The sequence below is a fragment of the Paenibacillus sp. BR1-192 genome (assembly GCF_029542445.1).
Taxonomy (GTDB): Bacteria; Bacillota; Bacilli; order Paenibacillales; family Paenibacillaceae; genus Paenibacillus_AQ; species Paenibacillus_AQ lautus_A.
In genome coordinates, this window is sequence record NZ_CP120718.1 from 5100370 (window position 1) to 5124746 (window position 24377).

Consider the following 24377-nt stretch of genomic DNA (forward strand, 5'->3'; position numbering starts at 1 on the left):
ATAACGAGGCTGCCGCCTTCCCTACTCAGCAATATACTTTTCCTCAACTCTTTTTTGGGTCCCCGATGGATGATATGCCAAATGCTCCGCATAATATGGATACTGCTTGCAAAGGGGCGATTGAATGATAGTACTGGAGCATGTGAATAAGGTTTATGATAATGGCTTTCACGCGCTGAAGGACATTAATCTCGAATTCAAAAAAGGGGAAATTACCGTCCTCATCGGTCCGAGCGGCTGCGGCAAATCAACAACCATGAAGCTGATCAACGCGCTTAATACGCCATCGTCGGGCAAAGTTCTGATTGACGGCCAGGATATCTCCAGATTGAATCCGGTTGAACTGCGGCGCAATATCGGCTATGTCATTCAAAGCGTTGGTTTATTTCCGCATATGAATATATCCAGGAACGCGGGCGTGGTTCCGCGTCTGAAGAAGTGGGATAAAGACAAAACAGATCAAAAAGTAAATGAATTGTTGGACATGGTCGGACTGGATCACACCATTTATGGCACTCGCTATCCATCCGAGCTAAGCGGCGGACAACAGCAGCGCGTAGGCGTCGTGCGGGCGCTTGCGGCGGAACCCGATATCATCCTGATGGACGAGCCGTTCTCCGCACTGGATCCCATCAGCCGCGAGCAGCTTCAGGATGAGCTGATCCGGCTTCAGCAGGAGCTCAATAAGACCATTATTTTTGTAACGCATGATATGGACGAAGCTATTAAAATCGCGGACACCATCGTTCTGATGAAAGATGGCGAAGTGGTTCAAACGGGTAAACCGGACAGCATTTTAAGGCATCCCGCAAATGATTTTGTGCGTGACTTTATCGGTTCGAAACGTCTGCAAAATGAGAATGAAAGCGCCTATGAAATTCCGCTTGTGGATGAAGTGATGATTACGAATCCGGTCACGGCATTCCCGAGCCGGGGATTGGCTGAAGCCATCAAGATGATGGAAATGAAGCGGGTCGATTCGCTGCTGATCGTGGATCGTAACCGTCAGCTTCAAGGCGCGGTTTCGATCTACCGGGTTCTCGACCAATACGGCGAGGAAGGCAAAACCGTGGCGGATGTGATGCATCCGGTCCGTTTTTCCGTGGCTTCGGGAAGCACCCTTGCCCAGGCCATCGAGATTATGGACAGCCACCAGCTCAGCAACCTCCCTGTCGTAGACAGCAATAACCGGTTCCTCGGATTAATCACAAGAGGCAGTGTGGTTAAACATCTGGCCGAAGTCTATCCAACGATGGTTCCTCCGGAGCTGAACGGAGAGGGTGAGTGATATGAATGCATTTTGGAGCTTCATCACGGATCGTTATCCGGATATTCTGAAGGCATTGCAGGAGCATCTGGTCCTCTCATTCTCTGCCGTGCTGCTCGGGACTGTGATTGCCGTACCGATCGGAATCCTGCTGGTCTACAACCGGGTCAGCTGGTTGAACAGCATCACCTTTTTCGTTGCAAATTTGTTTCAGACGGTTCCCAGCCTGGCGCTCCTGGCGATTCTGATTCCGCTGCTCGGGATCGGCATGAAGCCGGCCATACTCGCATTGTTTCTGTATTCCCTGATGCCCATCCTGCGGAATACCTATGACGGTTTTCACTCCGTGGATAAAGGCGTGCTCAATTCAGCCAGGGGGATGGGATACAGCACCGCACAAACGATTTTGAAGATTCAGCTTCCCCTATCGCTTCCTTACATCATGTCCGGTGTCCGCATTACGACCGTGTATATCATCAGCTGGGCAACCCTGGCTTCCTTGATCGGTGCTGGCGGGTTAGGCCAGCTTATCGTATCCGGACTTGGGGTCAACAAGCCCGAGATGATATTCATCGGTGGCATCGGTGCAATTCTGTTGGCGCTTGTAGCTGACGGACTGCTTGGTCTGCTGGAGGGCTGGCTGAGCAAGCACTACCATCAGAATCAAACCCGGGACGCTGCGATATGATTAACTTCAACCGTAAACAGCGGACGGGACGGAACAAGGAAGGCGTGATGAAACTGAACAAGCTGAAAAGGATACCGATGTTAGTCTGCCTGATGGCCCTTGCCGCTTTTACCTCCGCATGCGGAATTCAAAGTGACATCACCATCGGGACGCAAACCTATACCGAAACCAAGATTATTGCTGAAATGTATAAAGCGCTGATTGAAGACCAAACCAATCTGAAGGTGGATGTTATCCCGGATCTGGCATCAAGTTCATTGGTCATCAATGCGATGAAGCGAAACGACGTTCAGATGGCGACGCTATATACCGGCGAGATATTCAACAACCATTTCCCGATCAGCGGCACCAAAGACCGCGATAAAGTCTTGAAGGAGGCACAAGAGGGATTCCAGGAACACTTCGGGTTCACCTGGATGAATCCGCTGGGTTTTGAGAACACCTACGCGTTCACGGTAAGAAAGGATCTTTCCGAAGCCAACGGGTACACCAAAATTTCCGACGTCAAAAAAGACATGGCCTCCATGAAGCTTGGGGTAGATACGACGTGGCTGGAGAGAAGTACGGATGGATATCCGGCATTCTCCAAAGCATACGACATCAAATTCGGTCAGGTCTTCCCCATGGAAATCAGCCTGGTCTACAGCGCGGTAGCCAATGAGCAGGTGGATATCGTGTTGGCCTATTCCACGGATTCCCGGCTGAAAGCCTACCAATTGCAGACGCTTCAGGATGACCAGCAATTCTTCCCTCCCTATGATGCAAGTCCGGTATTGCGTTCGGACCTTTTGAAGAAGCATCCTGAAATTGAGGATACGATAGCGCCTTTAATCGGTCATCTGGATGCAGATACGATGATATCGCTTAATTATCAGGTGGATATTGAGAAGAAAAGCGAGCGTGAGGTCGCGATCGCGTACTTGAAAGAGCAGGGCTTCTTGAAAAGCTAAAGGAGGGTAAGCATGGAAAGTGAACATTTAACATTTGCCGACTTTTTGTCGTATGTATCACGAAATCAAGAATTGCTCTGGGAGTATTTCATCCAGCATATTACGATGGTGGTTATCGGGCTGGGGCTGGCATTCATCGTCGGGGTGCCGCTTGGCATCCTCTGCTCTAAGAGTAAATGGGCGGCCAAGGTCATTTTGTTTATCACCAACATTCTACAGGTGGTACCAAGCTTGGCCATGCTCGTGGTTCTCATGTTATGGATGGGGCTCGGAACGACAACGGTCATGGTGGGACTCTTCCTGTATTCCCTGAATCCAATCGCGCGGAATACGTACGTGGGGTTAAAACAGGTGGATCCCAGCTACCTGGAATCGGGAAAAGGTATCGGGATGAGCCCCTTCCAAATGCTCGTGAAAGTACGTTTTCCGCTGGCGCTGACGTACATCATGTCGGGCCTGCGTATCGCGGCCGTTATTGCCATCGGCGTGGTAACGATCGCTCCCCTCGTGGGAGGAGGCGGTCTGGGACGAGAAATTTACGCTGGACTAAACAGCAATAACTCCCTGCGGATTTTTGCAGGCGCCATTCCTGCCGCGGTGCTGGCAATCGTTGCGGATATCGTGCTCGGCATGCTGCAGCGTAAGCTGGATCTGGCCAAACGGAAGTCAGCCGGTGCGGCTCCATCGCCTGCGAAAATGCAAAATATAAACTGAGGTTTATAGAGGGTACATTCTAAGGGGCATTCCAAGAGATCTTCGATCTTGCGGGGTGCTCCTTTCTTTTAGTTGTTAGTATTATTTTTCCTTTAGATAATCCAAGACATTGTTTAAGTAACTTTCAATGGATTGCGAAGAATCAATAGTCAGATACTTTATATCTAATGGTCGTTTACTTTCATTTAAACCAGATATAAATGATTCTTCAGTCGTCTCCGATATTTGGCTTATCATTCGTTTTCGATTTTGAAGCCTGTTACTAATTTCCTTGTAATCGTTAAGGTAACATTCTATATATTTGTACTTGGCGTGATATTTCTTTGCTAATCGCAATCCTTGATCAACCATCTCCGAATATAAACAAGGAGCATCAAATATAACATCATGACCTTGCGATAAATAAAACTCGACCAAATCCCAATCAACCGTGTATGAAATTTTGCCAAGATGTTTCATTTCAATATCAAGTCCTTCTGTTGACTTTAATATTGCCGTTTTAGATATATCATGGTCAACAATGACAGCCCCAGTTATATTGGCAATTCGTCTAGCAAGCGTTGATTTTCCCGAGCCCGGAAAACCCGACATTTGGAGAAAATACACTTCAGCACCTCGCTTTACTCTTATTTCAACTAATCTAATATTGATTTTTCTCTAGGTACTGTGCTTATCACAAATTCCTCTCGATCAAAGATGGTTCAACTATATAAGTTTTTCTTCTATAGATCATTTTTTGTCCTTTCTGTTTTTCGGGAATTCCCTAACAGTTGAATTGCAAGATGTATCATATCTTAAAGTAAATAATTATTTTCTTCATTAGCCAGCATTAGCGTTCTGATTTCATATGATTTGCACCCCGATGCAATAAATGGGTCAGAATTGGCAATGTCCGTTGCTTCCATTAAATCCTCTGCTTGAATGATGACGATTCCTCCAGGATAATCCGCAAAAGGGCCACACAGCATAAGTTTGCCTTGCGATTCTAAGCCTCTTAAATACTCCACATGACCCTTAATGATTTCATGATTTAACGGTTTTTGATTGTTCATTAAATAAATAAATGTCATCTTCTTCCCCTCCTCACACATTCTCCCCACTGTAGAAGGGACAATCTTTAATATGGTCGATTCAGTTTTATATTCGCCAGTGCTTGATCTTAATAATGGCAACCCTTTCCTGATTTTATATGATTCCGGAAAAAACAACCATCCTTTATGCTGAATATGTCAAAAGCACATCAAATATGGAGGAGGAACTACGGTTTATGCAGATGAGCAGGAACATCATCAAAAAGCTTATACCGGTTATAACATGTCTGGGACTGGCTGCCACAGCGATTGTCGGCTGCAGCAGTGAGGAAATGCCAAAGGGGAGTACGGAATCCACAGAGTCAACCCAACCTTTGAGCAACTTATCGTATTGGAAACAGATGCATTCCGACGCAGCCGCCATTATGAAAAGCTATGGTGAGATTACCGCTATTCAAGAAATCGAAAATAAAACCGGTGTCAAAATCGATTACCAACACCCGGCCCAAGGCCAAGCTGGCGAACAATTCAACTTGATGATGGCCTCGAAATCGCTACCCGATGTCGTTGAGTATACGTGGAATAATTATCCGGGAGGCGCTCAAAAAGCGATTAAGGATGGTAAAATCATTCCATTAAACGACTATTTGGACGATGCGCCTAACTTCAAAAAGCTGCTGGACGAAAACCCGGAATGGAGAAGACAGGCTTCGACGGACGATGGCGATATTATCGGTTTCCCATTCATCCGCCCCGTGAGAAAACTGCAAACCCACTCCGGCCCGGTTGTACGTAAAGATTGGTTGGACAAGTTGGATTTGCCTACTCCTAGAACCATCGACGAATGGTATACCGTTTTGAAAGCGTTTAAGGAACAAGATCCCAACGGAAACGGAAAGGCGGATGAAATTCCGATCATGATGGGAGCAGGCGAGCTTGCTTTTACTGGCGCTTTTGGCATCCCGAACGGCTTCTATCACGAAGGAAATACGGTCAAATATGGCCCCGTTCAACCCGAATATAAGCAATACCTTACAACTATGAACCGTTGGTACAATGAGGGCTTGCTGGACAAAGACTTTGCAGCCAATGACAGCAAAATGTACGATGCGAAAATAACCGGCAATCAGGTCGGTGCGGCTGTTATGGCTGTAGGCGGAGGCATGGGCAGGTTTATGGATTTAATGGAGTCCAAGGAACCGCAATTCAAGCTTGTTGCCACACCCTATCCGACATTGCAATCTGGCGATAAACCAATATTCGGTCAAATGGACAATCAAATTGTAGGCATATTCACTGCTATAACCGGAAGCAACAAGCACGTTGCTGAAACTGTAAAATTCTTCGATTACTTCTATAGTGAAGAAGGACGAATGATCATGAACTTCGGTAAAGAAGGCGTATCCTATACGATGGATAACGGTTATCCGAAGTATACGGACTCCGTCATGAACAATCCGGAAGGATTGCCGCTTGCCCAATCCGTTAAAAAGCATGTCTTATCCGCTGATGCGGGTCCTTTCTTGCAGGATGTACGCTATATGGAGCAATATGCGGCCAGACCGGAGCAGCAAGAGGCTTTGACAGTGTGGGCAGAACCTTCGAATGAAAAAAGAATGCCTCCGATCACCATCGCCCGGGAAAACAATAGCCGATATGCCTCGATCATGAACGATATCGATACGTATAAAAATGAAATGATCGTTAAATTCATTATGGGCGCAGAATCGCTGGATAAGTTCGATGAGTATGTCGCTACCCTGAAAAGCATGGGTATCGACGAGGCAATTCAAATGCAGCAATCCGGATTGGAACGCTACAACGACCGATAAAACGTCTACTACACTGGAGACGGAAAGCTTGCGGCTTGCCGTTCTCCGGTATTCAAAGAAGGAGTAAACCATGCCTAATGTACAGAGAAACTCTGTGAAGACGGCAACGGGGAACCGGGCAGAGAAGAAATGGAGCATGATAAAAAAGGACATCATTCGGAACCGCTACATTTATCTTATCCTGCTGCCCGTCGTTGCCTACTACATCGTTTTTCATTACGGACCCATGTATGGTCTGCAAATCGCTTTTAAAGATTACGGACTTGCCGACGGAATTTGGGGAAGTCCATGGATGGGTTTCGATCATTTTGAAAGTTTTTTTGGAAACTACTACTTTTGGAGACTGATTCGGAACACCTTGCTGATCAATATCTATGAATTGCTGTTTGCGTTCCCCGCTTCGATCATACTTGCCTTATTGCTAAATGAGATTCGCAGGAGTTTTTTTAAACGGATCGTACAGACGATAAGCTATCTCCCGCACTTTATCTCCATCGTCGTTGTGGTCGGGATGATGATTGATTTCTTTGCCCGCGACGGTCTGGTGAATCAACTTCTTGGCATGATGGGACTTGAACCGATTGCATTCATGCAGGAGCCGGGGTGGTTTCGGTTCATGTACGTATCTTCCGGCGTCTGGCAGGGAATCGGATGGGGCTCTATTATCTATCTCGCCGCCATAGCCAACATTGATCCCACTCTCTATGATGCGGCCAGGATTGACGGAGCGGGACGATGGAAACAGACCTTGCATATTACCCTGCCCGGGATCATGCCGACCATTGTGATATTGCTCATTCTCAACATGGGATCCATGCTTTCCGTCGGGAGCGAGAAAATTATTTTGATGTACAATCCGATGACCTATGAGACGGCCGATGTCATCTCTACCTATGTATTCAGGAAAGGTATCCTGGGAGCCGATTTCGGTTATACCGCTGCCGTTGGACTATTCAATTCGGTCATCAGCTTCATTCTGATTGTACTCGCCAATTCCATTAGCAAACGAGTGAGTGAACATAAATTGTGGTAAGGGAGGAACGGTATGTTTCACAAACGCAGTCTGGGTGAATCGATATTCTCCGTCGTCAATACATGCTTCATGCTCCTGCTTTGCTTCGTCACGCTTTATCCGTTCCTTTACGTATTATTCGCATCTTTAAGCGATCCTGCAGAAATCGCCCGATTTCGCGGCATGCTGTTTTTCCCTACCGGGTTTAATCTGGATGCGTATAAAGCCGTCATGGATAATCCCATGATTCTGACCGGTTACCGGAACACCCTCTTCTATGTCGCTGGCGGCACAATCATCAACCTATTCATGACAACGCTCGGTGCCTATGCCCTTTCTCGCCGCAACGTCTATTTCAACAATTCCATCATGCTCATCATCGTGATCACGATGGTGTTCAATGGGGGGCTCATTCCAACCTTTCTGCTGGTGAACAGTCTCGGCATGCTGGATACGCCGTGGGCTCTTCTCTTGCCGGGGGCTATCAGTTCATTTAACTTGATCATTATGCGAACCGCCTTTCAAGCGGTACCCGTTAGTTTGGAGGAATCCGCGCGGATCGACGGGGCCAATGATTGGATCATTATGAGCAGAATCATTGTTCCTCTTTCGATGCCTGTTATTGCCGTTATGGTTTTGTGGTATGCAGTGGGACATTGGAATTCATACTTTAGCGCATTGATTTATTTGCGTGATCGGGAGTTATTTCCCTTGCAGTTAGTGCTCCGTGAAATTCTGATCTCGAACAGTACGGACAGCATGACGACCGGCGCAGCAGCCACAGATCGGCTGGACATCGGGATCACGATCAAATATGCGACGATTATCATCTCTACGCTTCCGATATTATGCCTGTATCCGTTTCTGCAAAAGTATTTTGTGCACGGTGTCCTGATCGGTGCGTTAAAAGAATGATCATCACACGAATCGGTCATCCAATGAAGGGAGCAAGCTTGCTCTTCCCGAAGTATATGGGACTGAGCAAGCTTTTCTATACTAGGAGTGATCGCCATGTTTTCAATCATTCGAAGAAAGAATGCCGAGAGCAGAAGAAGAAGCCTGTTCATCAGGATGCTCGTATCCAATTGTCTTCTGCTCCTGCTTCCCATCCTGATTTGGTTTGTGTTCTATACCAATATTGAACATATCATGAAATCCAATGCGGAACGGTCCAATCTCGGCATGCTGGAGCAGATGCGTCTCAATATAGACAGCCATTTCAAAGAAATTGAACAGTTATCCCATCAGATTATACTCAATCCGAAGCTGCGTTATTTATTGGATACGGAAATCAAAGACTTGTCAGAACGGTATCATTTGGTCCAGTTTACAAAAGATTATTTAACGATGCATTCGAGAATGACCAAGGATTTTGTGTACGATTTCTATATTTTTTTGGACCGAAGCGATTCTGTGATCAAACCGAATCTCGTAACCGATTCTCACAATTTTTATGATAAATATTATCGCTTTGAACATCTGACCTATGAAGAATGGCGTAAGCAGATGACTAGCTATCATAGTCAAACCTACCTGCCGTCCTCCACCTTACAACGAAACGGCTCCCTGAAGGATGACCCCATGCAAGTGATTACCTTTATGCAATCGTTGCCGGTCGAAGAAACATCCAACATGAAAGGGAGTCTAACGGTTCTGATCGATGAAACCAAGATTCACGAAATGACACGACAAATCGAGTCCGCAAACGGGAGTTCCGTTTATATCGTGAACCAAAATCATGAACTCATCAGCAGTACCCCCGGTGCAAGTCCGTTATCAAACTCGATATTGAATGAACTGAAGTCGAACTCCGGTTTACGCAATTACAATCTGAACGGTCAAGATGTAACGGTATCATTCACAACCTCGGGACAAGTCGGATGGTACTATATTGCTGTGATGCCTTTGAATGTATATTTGCAGAAAGTGAAACAAATGGAGCATCTTGCGCTGTGGCTTCTCTTGCTATGTATCCTTGCGGGGAGCGCGGCTGCATATGGAATCGCGTATAGGAACTATTTTCCAATCAAAAGAATGATAGAGGCGATTCAGGCCGGAAAGTCTCATCCACGTAAACCTGCTGTGAATGAATTTGACTACATCCTGGAAATGATGAAAATTTCCTGGGACGAGGAAAGGCATATTAAAAACAAACTGACTCAACAACTGCCCGTTCTGCGTTCTAACTATTTACATCGAGTGCTTCAAGGCTACTTTGAGCCTCCAGAGCAAATGAAACAATCGCTGGAATTTATGGGCATCCATTTTCCGTTTCCTCATTTTATCGTCATTCTCGTTCAAGTGGACGACATGACCCGGTTCGCACCGAACCAAAGTGAAAAACAATGGGCATTGGTGCGATTTATCATCTCCAATTTGGCTGAAGATACAGTCTATGAAGGGCATACGATACATACGATCGACTTGGAGAAAGACCGGCTGGCCCTGCTCGTTAATCTATTGCCGGATCAGATGGATCATCCGGCTTGCCGGGTGAAGGACATCGTATCCGGATTGCATCGCATGCTGGAGACTAGGTTCAAGCTGGAGATCAGCATAGCCATAAGCGGCGTTCATAAGGGCCAGCATCAGATTGGAGAAGCCTATTTGGAAGCGGCTGCCGCCTTGGAGTACAGGATGGTCAATGGGCAGCTGTCGACCTTTTACTATCATGATATTCGCCAGAAAAAGCTGCAGTATTATTACCCTGTCGAAACCGAGCTGCAGTTAATCAACTGTATTCGAAGCGGCGATACAGAGCAAGTGGTCCAACTGCTTACACGGCTGTTCGATCGAAATTTTCGGGACGAATCCATCACTCCGGAGCTCGGGAGATGCTTATTATTCAGTCTTGCCGGTACCCTGCTGCGTATCATGGCATCGGATTCGGATACGCTGGCCTACCGGAAGCTTACAGAAGGTGACATCCACCCCGTGCGTTTCCTGCTTTCCTGTAAAACAACCGATGAAATGTTTGAAAAAGCGAAGGACCTGTATGTATCGGCCGCCGAATCGTTCAAACTGGAACGAAGCGATCACAATGAACAGCTCCTGCTGCAAATTCAAACCTGCATTCAAGCCAATTACGCCGATCCCAATATGAGCTTGAATTTAGTGTCTGAGCATTTGCAGATCACGCCGCAATATGTTTCGCAATTTTTTAAAAGAGTGAGTGGACAGAACTTCAACGACTACCTGACTGTCGTACGCATGGATCACGCTAAGAAACTGATGTCGGATCCTGGACTGACCAACGCACAGATTGCCAAGATGGTCGGTTATACAAGCGATACGGTTTTCATTCGGGTTTTTAAGAAGGTCGAAGGCATTACTCCCGGTAAATATAGAGAGAGTATTACGAAATGTGCTGGATTAAATCAATAGGAATGTTTACTACATTATTTTACATTAGAAGCATATCTCTCATTAAAAGAAAGGATGTGCTGCTAATCGTTTTGCGCTCATATTTCTCCGAGGATTTTTATCATTGCTCCTCTATTCATCCATGGACCGTAGTGCACCATGATATGGATGCTACTAGCCGCTCCTCCGGAATAATAACCGGTTCTAATCATAAGCTTATACAAGAAAGCCATAAAAGGAGGGTTAAGTGAATTGACGAAAGTTAAAGTTAGTTTACGGCCCATCGTTAGCAAGCTGAATTTACCCACTGTGTTGAAAACAACGATTCTTCCGGGCGACTCCGTCGAAAGATTATTTGTTGCGACTCAGGTAGGCGAGATCTTTTACATAGGAAACGGAGTTATAGAGACTTTCTTAGATATTCGTCCGCGAATCCTGGAACTAGGTGGTTCTAGCGGCGGATATGATGAACGGGGACTGCTAGGGTTGGCATTTCATCCCCAATTTTATTATAATCGTCTGTTTTATCTCCATTATTCAGCAGCTGGAACCCAAGGTCCAGGGGCCCTTCCAGGTGCTCCTCCTGAATCTTTTAAGCCTAACCCGTGCGATGCTAGCACCTTAAACCTAAAGTGGGCAAATAGAGAACATCAATACGATCATATCGATACAGTCGAAGAATGGATTCTGCAATCGAATGGCCAACCTCACAAAAGGCGGACGTTACTTAATATCAGAAGGCCATTTTTAAATCATAACGGTGTCAATAGCCTAAACTTTTCCCCTGAAACAGGAAAGCTTGTTTTGACAACCGGTGATGGCGGATCAGGCTATGATCCGTTCAATTTAAGCCAAGACGATATGGAAATCGCAGGTAAAATCATCGAAATTGATGTCGTTAAGAATACGTATATCGATAATCCGCCCGTCGTTACGCGTTTTCATGAACTGCCCGTACCCATTCAGGAGACGCTTACGGTAATCGCCAAAGGCGTTCGCAATATACCCGGCATTTCATTTCAAAGGTTTTACAATCAGTATATCAAATACGTAGGGAATGTTGGACAGGATCTCGTAGAGTCGATTTTTTCGTTCGTACATTATAAACCGATACCGGTTACTCAGCTTATACAAGCTTCTTTAATGAAAACGGAACCTGACCATGAAGGATTTATTAACTTGGGCTGGCGCGGGTGGGAAGGTGCTTTTCCGACCTCGATCATAACCGGCTGCTCTGCAAATCCGGCTTTGAACGAGAAAACCATTGCTTATTACGAGGAAGCTGTAAGAACTTCCGTACGGCGTCTTCAGCCTCTGACAAGTTATTTTCATGAAGATTCCCGAACCGATAAGTTTGGAGCAACCGCACTTACAGGAGTACAGCCCTATTTGGGATGTGAAATCCCCTCTCTATCAGGAAACGTTGTGTTTACCGACCTGGCTCGAGGGCCTGAATCTCAACTTCCCGTTAGAGGAGTCTTAGCCTACACCAAGGTAAGAACGGATGGTAAGCTAAATGATTTTCATGTTATTGAAACCGATGATCCGTTTGGGTCTCAATCCGCGTATTATGTTAGTCTGGGTACGAATCTGAATCAAACCAGACTCTATTTAGGGGTTTATGGCTCGATGAAAGTGGCTGATGCTAACCAAGGTACCGTTTTTGAAATTATTCCATGATTCATAATGAACCAAATCTGGCCAGAATGATGGAAAACGTTATTTCGTTCAATAACGTATGGTTCCGGTACGATTCGCACCAGGATTGGACACTTCGGGAAATCAATCTAACCCTTGATGAAGGGGTATGGCTTACGATCGTGGGTGATAACGGTTCCGGAAAATCAACGTAAGTAAGGGATTTCTTGAATAAGACGGGACAATCTGCCAATTCATAGCCCAACACATTGCAATGACGCCCCACTCGTTAGGATCGGTACGCTTTGCGCAGCTTTGTATGGCCATTCCTCCTCGAAAACCCTCTGCCTGACCGAGGGCCGGATGGCCCCCAGCGTGAAAGAATTGCCTACACTCGATTTTTCTGTTTCCCTAAGTCTCTTCTTATCTCTGCAACTAGCTTCTTCTTCTCAACATCAGATATGGCATCAGCAGACAATTTCCTTGCTAAAATCGGTATTATCCAAGGCACTACATCATCATAAGAAATCCCCGAGAGTCTATAGTATTCGTCTATAAATATATCAATTAGATCCTCACGAATCGAATCAAACATAACTCTAGTTTCCTCGGGAAGGGAGGACGGCAATACGGCATATCGAATCATTACAATATACTCAGCAATATCTGCTTCAGGATTTCCTATGGTTGCATTCATCCAGTCTAACAAGATTGCTTCGCCGTCATCCTTGACGATTACGTTGCGTGGATTTGGATCACCATGACACAGGCATTGTTTCGTTTCTAGCGATTCTAATAAGGAAATTGCGCTCTCTTTTTCACTGGCACTCAGGTAATTAACACTCAAAATGTTTGATTTTATTATGCTTTTCTGGCAAGGCAATTCCTTACCTTCAGCTAATGCTTGGTGAACGCGAAATAGTAGTTGAGCTGTAAGCTGGACGTCCGCTTGTTTAACTTCGTTGTTATGGCTAACGATAACCTGATTAAAAAAACGCTCCATCATAGTTTTACCTGCAATATGTTCGAATACAATCCCCGGTCTTCCACTCATTTTCGTTAACTCAAAAGGCTGAGGAATAGGGAGTCCACATTCCCAAGCGATGCAATTATTCAAATACTCTCTTCTTAAAGCTTCGAAACTTGTATTCTCTTTGGCTAGTTTTATGATTCTATTATTCCCTACTTCGAAAACCTCAGAGCATCCACCTTCTCCGATTTTTTGTCCTAATGTATATAACATTAAAGGTAACTCCTGTCTTTTAGGTTTTTGTTATTTCGGCTAACGTTAATGTATTCACGATGTCCAACTCCCATATGCCCGATGCATGAATAAAATGGTATAGGTTGTACCCACCTTTTTTTCGAATATGCAGCTTATTTACTTAAGTCTATCTATAATTTCATTTATTTGATTAATATGCCTTTGTTCATGTAAGTACAGTGATTTAACCCATTCAATTAATAACATCTCTTTAAAGACTGGGTGTATAAAATGTCTTCTACTCAGCACTGACTCGTCTTCTACTGTATTTAATAGCTCAAGTAACTTCTGTCTTGAATTGTTTAGTTTCTCAATGATCTCTTCATATTCTAAAAATTCATCCGTTGGTTTAGCGATGTCAGGAGCTTCTAGCTTTTGACTTCTATCAAGCAGAAATTCGACTGATTTATTTTCTATAAACGAATCTTCTTTGCTCTTTAACCCTTTCTTTATAGCTACGACATATAATTCCTCTGTTTTAAAAAGATGTTGACAGACCTGACTAATACTCCAACTGTTTAAGTCTTTCTGTTGGTTTAATTGATCTCCGCTCAACCCAGTAAGAATTCCAAATAATTCGTCTCTGGTCTCTTTTAATTTTTGTTTGATTTCTTGAAGCTCCATAAAAAACTCCCTTTCTTTAATATTTTGCGGATATTTCCTATAACGTTCTTGTATTCACGAATCCTAACCCCTTAAAGGAGCAGAGCGACTGGCTACCATGCATTAAGGTGGTGCAGGGTTGTCTGCCTGAAATGACTTTTTCGATGTCTCTGGCAGACCAAGGAGTGTAAGCCGCGTTTCGTGAATATGGTGTTATCAGATGTCAATATCTTCTTCGAGTAATTCTACAACGCACTTCATTAGTTCCTTCATTTCACTTCGTTCTTTACATTTCTTATGTATTAAATTTAAATAATATCCCCTTTTTCTTAGCTACGAAGTGCTTAGAAAAAGGGAATGTATTCTGCTTAAAAATGCTTATTATATACATTGATAAGTCGAATATATGTTATCGCTTATAGTCAGGCTGCTCCAGAGTAATAGGATTCGGATTGCTGAGAACCCAATGCACTGCCAGCTCGCACAGTCTCGCAGGCTCATCGCTGCCATTTCCGTTGTGCAGTTCATTCGCTAATATTCCTGCCTCCTGAAGTGAAGCGGGATTTAATGGTGTACCCAAACTAAAGTAATGTATCAAACGATTGAGCATTTTACGATATTGATGATCCCAATTCATCCCGCCATTATCTAAAATTTCATATGACACTTTACCAGTAATCCGGATAACCTCACCCTGTACGGTTTTCGCATGTCCTTTTGAAGGAATGAGTAAATTCCAGAGTTCATGATGTTGTGCCTGCCATCCCTTTGTTGATACTGTAATCGAAGAGGCGCCGTCGTGCGTCTTTCGCTTTTCTACTGGAGGAACATCAAATAGCTCATATAGACGTAAAAGTGCCTCATCGGTTTGATTCAAATATTCTTTATTAAAACCTTCTCTGTGAAATTCAAAGTCGTTTCCGATTCGCTTAATAGAGTCTTGCATCTCCGGCGTTACAGTTGTTCCAGCGTTTAACAAAATATCGGCAACTTCCGCCATATTGACAATGTCCGCGTTCCTGCACATGGCCAAAGCTTTTTCTAATGGAGTCTGTCTCATTTTATTTATTGCGCTGATATTAGCGCCTTTAGCAACCAACGTGTGAACCGCTTTTGGTTTAAATGAACCTGCGGCGGCAAATAACGGTGTCTCGTTCTGATCATCAACGGCTTCCAGATCTGCACCCAAATCAAGCAGCAGCTCCGTATGACCACACCAACTCATGGCATGTTTGTGCAGAGGCGTTGCTTCGTAATTGTCTCTAGCATTGATATCAGCACCCTGTTCTACGAGCCAGCGAACCAATTCATTCGGTACTTGGTAAAAGCTCAAGGCTGTTGATTTACTGTAACCGCCACGGGCATCCAATTCGCATCGGGTAAATACCTCTTGTAATGCGGATAAATCGCCTGCTTCAATGAGTTCATCAAAATTTTTCGGTAAGGTTTTTTTCTTCTTGCCCATATGTGCTTTCTCTCCTGACGTCAGAATTTATATATCTTCTTCTTTTCGATAAAAACCCTATATTTTACCATTTTTCACTCAGATCGAGAGGAATAGCCCAATGCGTCAATATGATGCTAGTGCCTTCTCCAAAAATACTCGTATAAGTCTATCTCGGCATTAACTGAAACAAGTACAAATCATTAATATATTCCCATCAGGATCTTTAAATGTGAAATCCGATAAATCAGGGTATGTTTGAATTTCAGTTACAATCTCTGCTTCCAATTCTTTTACAAACCGATACGCTGCATTGATATCATCTGCACTCAAATTAAATAATGGTTGATTCGACGTCTTCAGTTCGTACATCTCATCAAAACAATGATTATCAAGTGTTAGCCCAGGGCGTCCAGGTCCCATATCGAAAGTATAAATTGGTCCTTGGGTTATATCTTTAACTTCGATTCCAAGGAGTTTGCTGTACCAGTCTACAGACTTCTCTAAGTCTCTTACATGAATAAAGATTGTATCTACCCTGCTTGCAATTGGACTTTGCAATATTAATAACCTCCCATGAAAAACATAAATGATTTGTTGGTATAATAAGTTGCACTTCCGAGTTATCTTCCATGATTATACATCAGACGATCGAAGGGTTTACGCCACGCCACGCCACGCCACGCCACGCCACGCCACGCCACGCCACGCCACGCCACGCCACGCGAATATTATGTTATAGATGTATCTCCTGCCTTCTTGAACTGCTAACATGATGTTTAGAAAGCGTCATAATAAATGTTTTTTATGTATTTTCGATCCCCATAACGGATTTCTTTTGGATAATCTTCGCTGCTGATCTCCAACTTCAGTAAATCATCATGACTCTCTTTTGTTTTACTTTTAATCTCTGCCCCAGAATGAATATTATATAGTATATTCCTTATCTGTTTATCATATTTAATTTCACAACGCACTCCTAATTTCACCATGTTATGCTGATCGGTAAAATCGTTAAACAAATCTATTAATATAAAACTATCCTTATCATTTTTCTTAAAAAAGACAAAAATGTCTCCCTTTCCTGCCCTAAATGGTCCTTCACCATAAGATAAATACTGGTTATACAATTCCATCTTATTAAAACTAATATCTAGTTGTCTCATTATTTCTTCTAAATTGAATACCTCGTCCGTATCATCTATCAAATCAAAAAACGGTAGATAAAAAGAAAACTCAATATATCTCTTCATACTTAATTCCTTTCATTTCCCTCGGCGCTTTTTAAATAAATATAGAGAAGTATGCTTCCAAAGAATGATATTTCAACTGCCCCGGTAAGAATCCTCATCCATCGCGTTTCTTTAAAATCAAATAAGATATGTCCAATACAGTAAACTGCCGATAGCATGATAACCCATTGAAGTAGTGACTTTTTCATTCGCCAGTCGCTCCTTTTTAGTATAAATCTCCACCTTTAGTCGATAAACCGAGTCTTTATGTGCTTGTCGTTCGTCGCTTAGCAAATACTATATTATATTTAAGTTAGACTAAATAGTCTAATAAGCCTTAATACTTGATTAAGGTAGCTTAATTAGACTGTAAAGTATGATTGTGGAATCATGGAGTTAACAAACAGGCTGCCTGCCGATACTATACATAAGCGAATAGAACGTTCATCTAAAATTACCATGCAAGACTGTGGCCATCTCCGCTTTGTCGAGACACTTCATGAATTCAATCAAATAGTACTGGATTTCCTGTCGAAATAAATGAGCCTTTTGATTCTACTTGAACTTGGATACATACAAGCATAATGAAACGGACTAGCGTGACTAGTCTGTTTGAATATTTCCAAGAAAAGTAAACGCTCAAACCATCAATGTCAACGCCGACAAAGTATTTGAAAGCATGAATATGAACTATGATCCAACTCTTGATTTTCATATCCATAAAAGCTTCAACGTAGAAATACTGGCTGAATGGCAAGCTTGCAACAGATGGGCTTTTTCATTATTAACGGTACTACAATTGGTCACCGACAATGTACTTCCAATCCTATCAACCTCTACCAACTCACCAGGTTTTCTTTTTATTGGTAATAACCTCGCTCAAAAGTCCGCCTTTCAGGGTAAAGAAAGCCGAATAGCCAGAGATTATCCATCTCCGGCTTCAGCTCTATGATATTATTATTTTCAGCACGGTGAATCACATCTCTGACCGTTCGCCAAGAATGACCGGTGGGCGGCTACGATGGTTCGTTGATTTCCAATATTATTCTTTGCTTGCAAAAAAGGTGATAAGTGAAGAATATGAGTTTTTCCCGTATCCAAGTTGATACTCAATAGATATAAATCCTTCATGTTCTAGCAAAAGCTGAAATTCTTCGATTCCGTACCAATAGAGCACAAAATTCGATATTTCCGTTTGTTGAATCTTGCCTTTTTTGAGTAGATCGTATCGATGAATGGAGCTAGTTTTTTGTTGATGCCAATCTATTCCCTGAGTCGTTGAGGTAAATAGAATGCCAGAATCATCATCAATCGAATATGGACTTGTCGAAATTTTATATGGAATAAAACCTGTTGGTAATTCTAAATCAATAATAATTTTCCCTTGTTTATCAAGATGCTGATAAAAAGAATGTAGTACTTCTTTAACACGATTTCGCGGTAACAGACAGAAGCTGCCAGTCGGCATGATTATCGCTTCGTATTTCTCTGGCAGACGAAGATTCGTAATATCTCCTTGATACAGAGTTCCTCTTACATTTGTAGCTACCATATTTGCTCTACGTTGATTTAACATATCCTCAGACACGTCTACCCCCTCTACATTAAGTCCTTTCTGGAGAAGAGGGATCATCATTCTGCCAGTGCCAACACCGGCTTCCAGAATTTTACCTTTGGTATTTTTCAAATGATCAAAATAATACTCTAAATCACCATCAATCGAATATCCGGCAGGCTTGGTTAATTGATATAGCTTGGTACTCAACTCACCATATTCAGTAAACATATCGTCAACTTCTTTCTATTCTTTTTTTATTGGTACATAAATTTCCATGATTGAGTTCTCAGAGGCATGGCAACGTTCATCATAATATTCAAATGGAAAATGAGATTCATCCAGCTCATATTTGTTCTGATCAAACCATTCTGTAAAAATATATCTCCAGGTCTCCTTAATGACTACGGATAATGGGTCTTTCTCGTATGTTGTGGCAGTTGCTAGATTGTTGATGGGCGGAGTAGTGAAAACGGCGTAAGTAGCGCTTGGGATTTCGGCAACCACCATATCAGAGGTTACTTGGCTGAAATCATTGACAATAACGCCAAATAGATAGATGGCATTTCCTTCGTTCTGATAAGGCAGCCATACTCCAACTTCACCATGTTTTGGTGGTTTCAATTGTTCATAAAGCTTTTCTTCTAAATTTGATTCATCACATGAGTCCCAATAAGCCGCAAATTGATGACTATAATTATCTGCCATGTTCGAATGCATTCCATATCCAGCTAACTTAAAAGCACCTTCAAATACGGCAAGACGTTTGTCGTCCAATTAGAACATCCACTAACCCGTGAATAATGTTCCAGCCCATGAAAAAACAGCCGAATCTCTATTAGAAACGGCTGTTTTTCTTCACTCAAGAATTATTTTTGGTTTAGGATATAGTTGACTGTCGAATACTGTGGCATTCTATTTCCGAATAATAATCGATTCGAAATCATAGTTTGACTACGTCCCAAATACACTATTAGGTCTATTGAACTTCTAGTGCTTTTTTAATTTTATCATTCAAATCTTTATCTCTCGATATAGTAATGTATTCGTCCGATTTAATAAAATAATTCTCTGAGCCTAGGATTAATAGTTGTTCTACACCATTCTCTGAAACGACATATTTATATTCCCCACTATCAGTTGCTTCCTCTACTACAATATCTATTTCCTTGCCGTTCTTATGTTCAAGATGTACAAGTTCGAATACTCCCATATCAGATTTAATGTACATCGAGTAATTAGGATTTGTATTGAAGAATGCAGTGTACTTAGAACTATGAATTTCTTGAATTTTGAGCCCCTCATTGTTTAAAAGATCAAGTATATCCTTAGCATGTTGATATTCGTTTGGTACAACTAATGGTTTTGATTCCTGTTGCGAACACCCGAGAGTCAGGGTGCTTAAAATGAACACGAAAATGATACAGATTTTTCTCAACAAAAAATCACCTCTTGATCATATACTATTAGTAATGTTAAACATTTACAAGTTCATAAGATCACTAACGACCGGTTTTTTCCTGTTTCGATATCCAGCAATACGCTACAATACCCATCAGAGCGTTGGAATTGCCTCTCGTTTCATTGGAATGGTATCTGTTACAAATAAGGTTTTACACGAGTCTTTGCGGCTGTCTAAATACTGTTTCAACCATACTTAACACTACCAAGTAAATACAGCTGCCACTTGAAGCATGCCGGCTCCACGCAATTCGGCCGTATTAAACCAAAGACCACATGATTCCTGATTAGGGAATCTTGTGGTCTTTTCGCTCTGCTTTTTTAGTTTCGGCGGTAATCTGAGAGCAAATGCTTCACTTAGAACGAATGGCTTCCTTATAACCGGGGTCTTGATGTATTCCGCATTAACTTTTAAGTTCAGGTCAATCTTCGTACCAAGCGTCCGGGATCATCTCACGCTCCAGTACCAGCAGTTCTTTGATGATCTGGTCCGAATCGCTGATGGAATTCACGAGCGGATCCGTCAGCATCGCTCTCCTCAGCTTCTCGTAGCTCTGTTCCACGACGGCCTCAGCCGTAAGCTCATGCGTATCCAGCACAAGCTCCTGCATGCCTCGGATTCCCCGCGGCATCTCGCCTACGTGGACCGGCTTCGCCCCTTCCATGCTTACGTCGCACAGCAGCTCCAGGAACGAGTCGTCGCTCATGTTCGTTACCGCCCCGCGGTTTAGCGTGTTGATGAAGAACCGCTTTCCCAGATCTCCCACCATATTCTCGATAATGTCCGTCGCATGATCCGGGCCGAAGGTGTTCATGTAATCGGCAATCGGAATGTTCCCCGAGAGAAAGTCGTCCACCTGTCGCCACATCTCGTCGTGTCGCTGATATCGGTCCTCCGTCTCCCAAATCGATAACGGCGGAATGGAGTCCTGCGTTTTGCCGAGAGCTTGCCAGTACCGGACATACTCCTTTGTATGGGCCGTGCAGGTAGGAATGTATCCGAAAATATCGTACAGTTCATACGTGATGGCGTCGTTATGAAGCGCTTTTGCGCCGTGGTCGCCGCCGTTGTTCTCTTCGCCAGCCGCCTTGCGCATGGCCTCCGCAATCGCAGGCATGACATTCTTTCCATCGAACTCCGCTTTCAGCAGCCATGTGAAATGATTGACGCCGGCGACGCGGAAGTCGAACTTCCGGTCAATCTCCGCGGTGAACTCGCTTTGGTCCCCGATAATGCCGGCCCGCACGGCATAATGGGCCTTCTTATGCGGCATATGATGGCTGTCGCACAGCGCGAACGATTTTAGCTTCGGCGCATATCGGTGCAATGCAATACCATGGACGGTAGATGGGTTAATATAGTTGATCACCCAGGCGTCGGGGCACAACTCCTCGATGTCTTTGGCGCATTCCATGATGACCGGAAGCTCCCGCATCGCTCGGAATATGCCGCCCGGTCCGATCGTATCTCCGGAGCACATGCGGATGCCGTACTTCAAAGATACTTGGCAATCGATCCCCCGATATTTCACCGACTGTTCGGCAAAGCTGAGTACAACGAAGTCGGCCCCGGGAAGCACCTGTCTTCGGTCCGTCGAGCCCTCCACCTTCAAGGAGACGTTGTTCTCCCGGGCCACCATCTGGGCAAGTCGCACCATTTTCGACAGCCTCTCCTCATCCGTATCGACCAAAGCAAGCGTTCCCCGATTCAGGTAGGGGGAGTGGACCATCTGCCATATGGACTGACGACCGAAAAACAGGCTGCCTGCTCCGATGACGACCACCTTCGGCTGCTGCATGTTGGAACCATTCATGATTAACCCTCCTCATAGGATATAAGTCCATTATAGGAGAGTGGCCGAAAAGCGGAATGTACGATGGTTTTCAAAACATGTCATATAGTATGATAATTCACATCTCATAAATTCTTTAGTATACTTGCTTAAAACTAAGAATGTCATGCGGTAGAGGAGACAGTGGAAATCCGATGTGCGCCAAGAAAATGAACATGAGTATAATCAACGAACTCTCGGAGTATATAAGCCTCCGGATGAGCTCTTATTCGGAACAAGCTCATGACCCGGGCTGGATCGAACACAAGTCGCATCCCGATTACGATCTCTGGTTCATTCAATCGGGCTCGGTGAAGATCACCATCGACGGGGTCGAACATACGGCTGTCCCGGGGGACGTGGTGTTTTTTTACCCCGATATGCCCTATATCGCCTCGACGACCGAGGATGTTTGCCGGTTCTTATACATACATTTCGATTTCGGCATCGGAGAACAACAGCGAATTTTGGGCGAGTTTCAACTCCCGGGTATTGTGGCAGGCGACCTGATCCGGGAAGAAGCAACGCTGTTCACCAAGGCCTATCATCGATTGAAGCAAAGCAGCGGGACGTTGGGAAACCAGCTCTACTTAAAGGCTTTTCTTCTCGTCGTAATGGCTAAAATTCTCGAGCTTCACGGGCATGGGGCCTACGCCGGCAAATTTCTGAATGGCAGGAAGCCGAGAAAAACAGAAGGAAGCCTGGATGTCCTGCAGGACGTATTCCAATACGTGGATGCGAACTTGCAGCGTTCCATTCGGATGAACGAGCTCGCGGCGATTGCCGGCGTCTCCGAGAAGTATTTTATCTCCTATTTCAAGAAAAGCGTGGGCATCACGCCAGGGCAATACATTTCCCAAATCAAAATGAACCGAGCAAGGGATTATCTCTATGAAAAAAAATATACGATCCAGCAGATCGCCGGCTTCCTCGGCTATCCGGATCCGTTCACATTTTCGAAAGCGTTCAAGAAATATTACAACGTGCCTCCTTCGAAATTCGAGTAGCCAGCACCCCCAGATTGACATCGGATAAACCAAGATTTATTCCAATGCATTCTAAGAGGTGCACCTCAGCTACAACTAGCTCTGAAAAGAAGCCAAGGTAGCCGTGTTCGCAACTCCAATCATCGTGATGATCAAGGTATTCACCATTGCACCGAGCCAAATGTTTCCTGTCAATTTGTATAAGCTCCGACTAATCATGGCCGCTGCAAATAATAAGAAAATAAAAGGAAGCAAAACCATCGGATAAAGTCTCGTCTCCTGCCAGAATGAATTGCCCGTCGTAAATAAAACAGCATACTGGATTCCATTGATCAACAGTTCATCTAGGGGTTCAGACCGATGACGCAAATAAAAAAGGAGATCCCCGCCTTCGCGGAAATCTCCTGGTCCTTATTCTTTATCAAAATAAACGGTTGTTCCTGTTTCTGCGGATATATACACCGCCTCTAATATTTGTGAAACAATCATCGCTTCCCTCGGTTTAACCAAGGGTTCGGTATCGTTCACGATACTGTGAATCCATTGTTTGGCTTCATAGTCGAAATCGGTCAACTCTTCTCCCCTGAATTGTTCTCGCGCATTCGGATTCACCTCGATTTTATTCAGGAACAAGCTTCCGTCCCGCTCGCCATTGATCCGCAGTTCATTTTTAGCAAAATCCGCTCCTCCCTTCGTTCCGCACAGCAGGTTGCCGCCACCTTCCGCAATGTTAAGGGCCCAGCTGGTTTCAATGATGACCGTCGCTCCGTTTTTAAATTTCACATACCCGAAGGCCGAATCCTCTACCTCGAATTCGTTTGGATCCCAGGCCCCCCATTCGTTCGCGGCATTTTCGGTATACTTCAGTTTATGGAAGACACTGCCGACGACGCTCTCCGGTTCATAGTTATCCATCAACCATAGGATCAGATCCAGGGAGTGGGTTCCAATATCGATCATGGGACCGCCACCCTGCTTCTCTTTATCCAGAAACACGCCCCATGTCGGAACGCCTCTTCTTCGGGTAGCGACCGCTTTTGCCAAATAGATATCTCCAAGTTCCCCATCGGCAATCATCTTTTTTAACAGCTGGCTTTTGGCGTTGGAACGATTCTGGTACCCGACGGTGAGCTTCTTGCCTGTTCGCAAGTGGGCTTCGTACATCGCCTTGGCCTCCGCACCTGTGACGGCCATTGGTTTTTCGCACATGACATGTTTGCCGCTTTCGAGCGCATCAATGGAAATCGTCGCGTGCGAGCTGTTCGGTGTTAGCACATGCACGACCTCAATCTCTTCCATGGCAAGCAGATCGTTGTAATTCGTAAACACCTTAGCGCCTTGCGTGCCGTATTTTTTCGCAGCTTCCTCGGCTCTTTCCGGCTTCAAGTCGCAAAAGGCCACCATCTGCACGTTGTCTAACTTGGACAAACACGGCATATGTTTGCCGTTCGCAATCATTCCGCAACCGATGATCCCTACTTTTACGGTTCTCATGGCATTCCCTC

Annotated in this window: 22 protein-coding genes; 10 read left to right on the forward strand and 12 right to left on the reverse strand. The window is 44.3% G+C overall.

The genetic code is table 11. The annotated features are described in order from the left end of the window. Positions 1-124: 124 nt before the first annotated feature. Genes P0X86_RS22950 through P0X86_RS22965 form a run of 4 tightly spaced genes read left to right on the forward strand, consistent with a single transcriptional unit; the run spans position 125 to position 3619 of the window. The gene (locus tag P0X86_RS22950; RefSeq protein WP_277746552.1) at positions 125-1288 is read left to right on the forward strand and encodes an ABC transporter ATP-binding protein; all 1164 of its coding nucleotides are present in this window, start codon (positions 125-127) and stop codon (positions 1286-1288) included. Position 1289: 1 nt separating this feature from the next. Beyond that, on the forward strand, positions 1290-1955 hold the full coding sequence (locus P0X86_RS22955; protein ID WP_277746553.1) for an ABC transporter permease: 666 nt from the start codon (positions 1290-1292) through the stop codon (positions 1953-1955). 47 nt (positions 1956-2002) lie between these two features. Beyond that, positions 2003-2905, forward strand: coding sequence for a glycine betaine ABC transporter substrate-binding protein (locus tag P0X86_RS22960; RefSeq protein WP_481858310.1), 903 nt, complete (start codon positions 2003-2005; stop codon positions 2903-2905). Between the two features lie 12 nt (positions 2906-2917). Beyond that, positions 2918-3619, forward strand: a complete 702-nt coding sequence (locus P0X86_RS22965; RefSeq protein WP_192571082.1) for an ABC transporter permease — start codon at positions 2918-2920, stop codon at positions 3617-3619. 81 nt (positions 3620-3700) lie between these two features. Here the strand turns inward: P0X86_RS22965 and P0X86_RS22970 are convergent, their stop codons facing one another. Both P0X86_RS22970 and P0X86_RS22975 read right to left on the reverse strand, forming a co-directional pair. Continuing rightward, positions 3701-4225: a P-loop nucleotide/nucleoside kinase family protein gene (locus P0X86_RS22970; RefSeq protein WP_277746555.1), complete on the reverse strand. Its 525-nt coding sequence runs from the start codon at positions 4223-4225 to the stop codon at positions 3701-3703. Positions 4226-4413: 188 nt separating this feature from the next. Beyond that, positions 4414-4689, reverse strand: a complete 276-nt coding sequence (locus P0X86_RS22975; RefSeq protein ID WP_213579350.1) for a YciI family protein — start codon at positions 4687-4689, stop codon at positions 4414-4416. Positions 4690-4886: 197 nt separating this feature from the next. Between P0X86_RS22975 and P0X86_RS22980 the strand changes: the two genes are divergently transcribed. The 5 genes from P0X86_RS22980 to P0X86_RS23000 all read left to right on the forward strand — a co-directional run bounded on the left by P0X86_RS22980 (position 4887) and on the right by P0X86_RS23000 (position 12537). Beyond that, positions 4887-6482, forward strand: coding sequence for an extracellular solute-binding protein (locus tag P0X86_RS22980; protein WP_213579351.1), 1596 nt, complete (start codon positions 4887-4889; stop codon positions 6480-6482). A 70-nt stretch (positions 6483-6552) separates the two neighbouring features. Beyond that, positions 6553-7515 (forward strand): ABC transporter permease, encoded by a 963-nt coding sequence (locus P0X86_RS22985; protein WP_213579352.1) that lies wholly within the window; start codon positions 6553-6555, stop codon positions 7513-7515. A gap of 12 nt (positions 7516-7527) precedes the next feature. Continuing rightward, positions 7528-8409, forward strand: a complete 882-nt coding sequence (locus P0X86_RS22990; protein WP_096776001.1) for a carbohydrate ABC transporter permease — start codon at positions 7528-7530, stop codon at positions 8407-8409. Positions 8410-8505: 96 nt separating this feature from the next. After that, positions 8506-10878 (forward strand): AraC family transcriptional regulator, encoded by a 2373-nt coding sequence (locus P0X86_RS22995; RefSeq protein WP_213579353.1) that lies wholly within the window; start codon positions 8506-8508, stop codon positions 10876-10878. Positions 10879-11109: 231 nt separating this feature from the next. Further along, positions 11110-12537 (forward strand): PQQ-dependent sugar dehydrogenase, encoded by a 1428-nt coding sequence (locus P0X86_RS23000; RefSeq protein ID WP_213579354.1) that lies wholly within the window; start codon positions 11110-11112, stop codon positions 12535-12537. Positions 12538-12883: 346 nt separating this feature from the next. Here P0X86_RS23000 and P0X86_RS23005 read toward each other — a convergent pair whose 3' ends face one another. The 9 genes from P0X86_RS23005 to P0X86_RS23045 form a co-directional block, all read right to left on the reverse strand. Beyond that, a complete protein-coding gene (locus P0X86_RS23005; protein WP_213579355.1) occupies positions 12884-13738 on the reverse strand; it encodes a phosphotransferase family protein in 855 nt (284 codons plus the stop codon). A gap of 138 nt (positions 13739-13876) precedes the next feature. After that, entirely contained in the window at positions 13877-14383 is a 507-nt protein-coding gene (locus P0X86_RS23010; protein ID WP_213579356.1) for a DinB family protein, read from the reverse strand. 388 nt (positions 14384-14771) lie between these two features. After that, a complete protein-coding gene (locus P0X86_RS23015) occupies positions 14772-15827 on the reverse strand; it encodes an ankyrin repeat domain-containing protein (RefSeq protein ID WP_213579357.1) in 1056 nt (351 codons plus the stop codon). 159 nt (positions 15828-15986) lie between these two features. Beyond that, entirely contained in the window at positions 15987-16367 is a 381-nt protein-coding gene (locus P0X86_RS23020) for a VOC family protein (protein WP_277746556.1), read from the reverse strand. Between the two features lie 218 nt (positions 16368-16585). Continuing rightward, positions 16586-17059, reverse strand: a complete 474-nt coding sequence (locus P0X86_RS23025) for a hypothetical protein (RefSeq protein WP_192571068.1) — start codon at positions 17057-17059, stop codon at positions 16586-16588. Positions 17060-18080: 1021 nt separating this feature from the next. Beyond that, entirely contained in the window at positions 18081-18824 is a 744-nt protein-coding gene (locus P0X86_RS23030) for a class I SAM-dependent methyltransferase (RefSeq protein WP_277746557.1), read from the reverse strand. A 15-nt stretch (positions 18825-18839) separates the two neighbouring features. Continuing rightward, positions 18840-19370, reverse strand: a complete 531-nt coding sequence (locus P0X86_RS23035) for a GyrI-like domain-containing protein (RefSeq protein WP_277746558.1) — start codon at positions 19368-19370, stop codon at positions 18840-18842. A gap of 202 nt (positions 19371-19572) precedes the next feature. Then, entirely contained in the window at positions 19573-20034 is a 462-nt protein-coding gene (locus P0X86_RS23040) for a hypothetical protein (protein ID WP_277746559.1), read from the reverse strand. A 442-nt stretch (positions 20035-20476) separates the two neighbouring features. Continuing rightward, complete coding sequence (locus tag P0X86_RS23045; RefSeq protein WP_277746560.1) at positions 20477-21868, reverse strand: family 4 glycosyl hydrolase; 1392 nt, start codon at positions 21866-21868, stop codon at positions 20477-20479. 173 nt (positions 21869-22041) lie between these two features. On the opposite strand from P0X86_RS23045, the gene P0X86_RS23050 reads away from it, so the two are divergent. Beyond that, positions 22042-22893 carry an AraC family transcriptional regulator gene (locus P0X86_RS23050; RefSeq protein ID WP_347177516.1) on the forward strand — a complete coding sequence of 284 codons (852 nt, stop codon included), beginning with the start codon at positions 22042-22044 and terminating at the stop codon, positions 22891-22893. Positions 22894-23283: 390 nt separating this feature from the next. Here P0X86_RS23050 and P0X86_RS23055 read toward each other — a convergent pair whose 3' ends face one another. Next, a complete protein-coding gene (locus P0X86_RS23055; protein ID WP_277746562.1) occupies positions 23284-24366 on the reverse strand; it encodes a Gfo/Idh/MocA family protein in 1083 nt (360 codons plus the stop codon). Positions 24367-24377 lie beyond the last annotated feature (11 nt).